Source organism: Deltaproteobacteria bacterium (assembly GCA_019309045.1).
Classification (GTDB): Bacteria; Desulfobacterota; Syntrophobacteria; order BM002; family BM002; genus JAFDGZ01.
The window spans coordinates 1-2,370 of the sequence record JAFDGZ010000196.1 but is presented as its reverse complement, the minus strand read 5'-3'; the positions used below and the strand labels follow the sequence as shown (position 1 = coordinate 2,370).

The window sequence follows — 2,370 nt, the reverse complement described above, 5'->3', positions numbered from 1 at the left end:
TCCCTTGCAGCAAAGAGCTGATCCCTCAGGTAGACAAAGACGGCCCTTCTGACACGGCGCCATTGGGGAGGGGTGCGCAGCAGCTTCATCATCGGGTGGTGGGAGGCCCTGCGTGAGAGCACAAGGTCCACATCCTCATCCTCCTGCTCAAAGTCCAGACGAAAAGCGCTTCCTGCAAGCCTCACGTAGTGGTCAACCCATTCAGCCTCATCCTCTACCTCAAGGTTTAGATCGGTTAGCTGCCTGATTGCCCCCTGAGGATTCTTAAGGAAGTCTTCAGCAAACTGACTGAATGCCTCAGCGTCATAGAAGATGGCGGCATTGGCGGGGATCATCCTGTCACCCAGATGCATCCCCTCAGCTGCTCTTTCTATCATCTGCCGCAGGAGCTTCGTACTACAGGTGTTGGCTTTGTTGGGCATGGCTGCACCTCGTATGGGACGTGCTCAGGGACAGTGAATATGACCAGGACCGAAGGAGATCTCATTCCAACAGCCCAAGGTCGATGAGGTGGCTCTCAGCCTGTCGTGTGGCTACTCTGCCTGCCCTGTCTCGTATGAGCAGCCCTGCCCTCAGCAGATATGGCTCGATGTTCTCCTCGAGGTTGCTCACTCTCTCCCCCAACGAAGAGGCAATGGCATTCACTCCAACGGGACCTCCACCGTAGTCTCTGAGGATCACCTGCAGGTAATGCCGATCAGCTGCATTGAGGCCCAGACAATCAATCCCCATGCTGTCCAGACAGGCCTGAGCCATTCCTGCTGTCACGACGCCGTTGCCAACTACAAGGGCATAGTCCCTGCACTGAAAGAGAAGAGAATTGGCCACCCGTGGTGTGCCTCTGCTTGCCTGCGCAAGGACAGCAATGGCAGCATCCTCAATGGTCACCTCACGAATGGAGGCACTACGCTCGAGGACTTGCTGAATCTCCTCCTGTGAGTAATGGGAGAGCGTGAATTGGAGGGGCATTCTGTCCCGGAGAGGTGCTTGCACATCGCCAACATGTGTTGTGCAGGCTATGAGGGTGAAAACAGCAAGCTCCACCTGACTTGTGCTATGCCGCAGTCTACTTGAAGCCTCCACAAAGCCATCTTCCAAAGCAGAATACAGAACCTCGGAGGTCTTCGGCTTCATACGATGGACTTCATCGATCAGTAGGATATCTCTGTCTTTCAAAGCCCTCAGCTTGGCAGTCACGTCTTCAGCTTTCTGCAGATTGGGCCCTGAGGTGATTATCAGTTCACTGTCCATTTCCTCAGCAAGGACATATGCCATAGAGGTCTTCCCCAAACCAGGAGGACCACCAAGCAGCACATGCGGCAGGGCAGCATCACGCATCTGTGCGGCCTGCACTGCGATCTTTAGGCTCTCCACCATCTGCTGCTGCCCCACATATTCATCAAGCCCCTGTGGGCGAATGGATGGCTCTATTGGGTTCTCTTCCTGATCCCCAATCAGCGTCAGGGCTCTTTCCTCAATACTGCTCATGGCTCTCTCCCTCTCAGATTGAATGGAATGGTAAGCCCCCCGCTCCCACTCAGTTGAGACTGAGGCAGTGGGGGCAGATGTCCTCACCATTTCCAACCAGAAAGTCAGCCAGATTCTGCAGCTTGCGGCGCTGCCGATCTCCATCAAACTCCGCGTGCGAGGACACGTATGTGAGCGCATTCGTCAGTCTATACATCGTGTGGGGCAGTTCACTTTCAAGTGAATACGCATCCAGCACCATTTCTGTGCACTCTTCACTGAGACCATTGCGTTCACCAAGCTGCTCAATGGCTTCGTAAGGGGCAGGGAGGGGGATCTCCGCCAGAAGCTCATATGCGTGAAGGTGTTCGTTAAGCTCCAAGTAGAGTTCAGTAGCCCAATCGTGGACCATGGCCCCTGCCCGGAATTCATCCTCAGAGGTAAAGTGGCCGCGAGCGACAGAAGATGCTCGTGCAAGTCCATTCACGCAGATGAGCCGCAGGAGGAATGCAGCCAGTGAAGTCCCGAATGCCCCTACGTCAGAGTGACGGAGTCGAATGCCGCCCTGAGTAATGTCACCCACATCCGCGACATCGACGGCTTTATCCGACATGACATTGACACTGAAGCCGTCCCTGCGAAGGCTGAAGTCCTTGAGTTCCCGGTCCTCATTCGGATCGACTGCAGTGAGTGCAGCATTGAGCACAGGGAGACATCGAATATGGGGCTTGTCTGGAACAGTGAAAGCCATTGCCCGGTCCCCGATGGCGTAGACACCAATGTATCCATCCCCATCATTACTGCGCTCTCGAAGAAGTCGATTGAGGGTGTGCTGCTGAAGGTCCAGCGGGAAGTCCCTGAACGTGTTTACTGACACCCCGAAGAACTTCGCCATCTCCGTGA

The 2,370-nt window shown here is 55.0% G+C and carries 3 protein-coding genes; all 3 read right to left on the bottom strand.

The genetic code is table 11. The features are described 5' to 3' along the window. Positions 1–422 (bottom strand): hypothetical protein (locus JRI89_17715; protein MBW2073070.1); only part of this gene is annotated, 422 nt, incomplete at its 3' end. A gap of 61 nt (positions 423–483) precedes the next feature. After that, complete coding sequence (gene ruvB / locus JRI89_17710) at positions 484–1,488, bottom strand: Holliday junction branch migration DNA helicase RuvB (GenBank protein ID MBW2073069.1); 1,005 nt, start codon at positions 1,486–1,488, stop codon at positions 484–486. A 49-nt stretch (positions 1,489–1,537) separates the two neighbouring features. Further along, positions 1,538–2,370: hypothetical protein (locus tag JRI89_17705; GenBank protein MBW2073068.1), on the bottom strand; the 833-nt coding region annotated here is incomplete at its 5' end.

Bases quoted from the DNA above. Each gene is read 5' to 3' on its own strand.
- ruvB (MBW2073069.1), bottom strand. From the start codon at position 1,488: ATGAGCAGTATTGAGGAAAGAGCCCTGACGCTGATTGGGGATCAGGAA.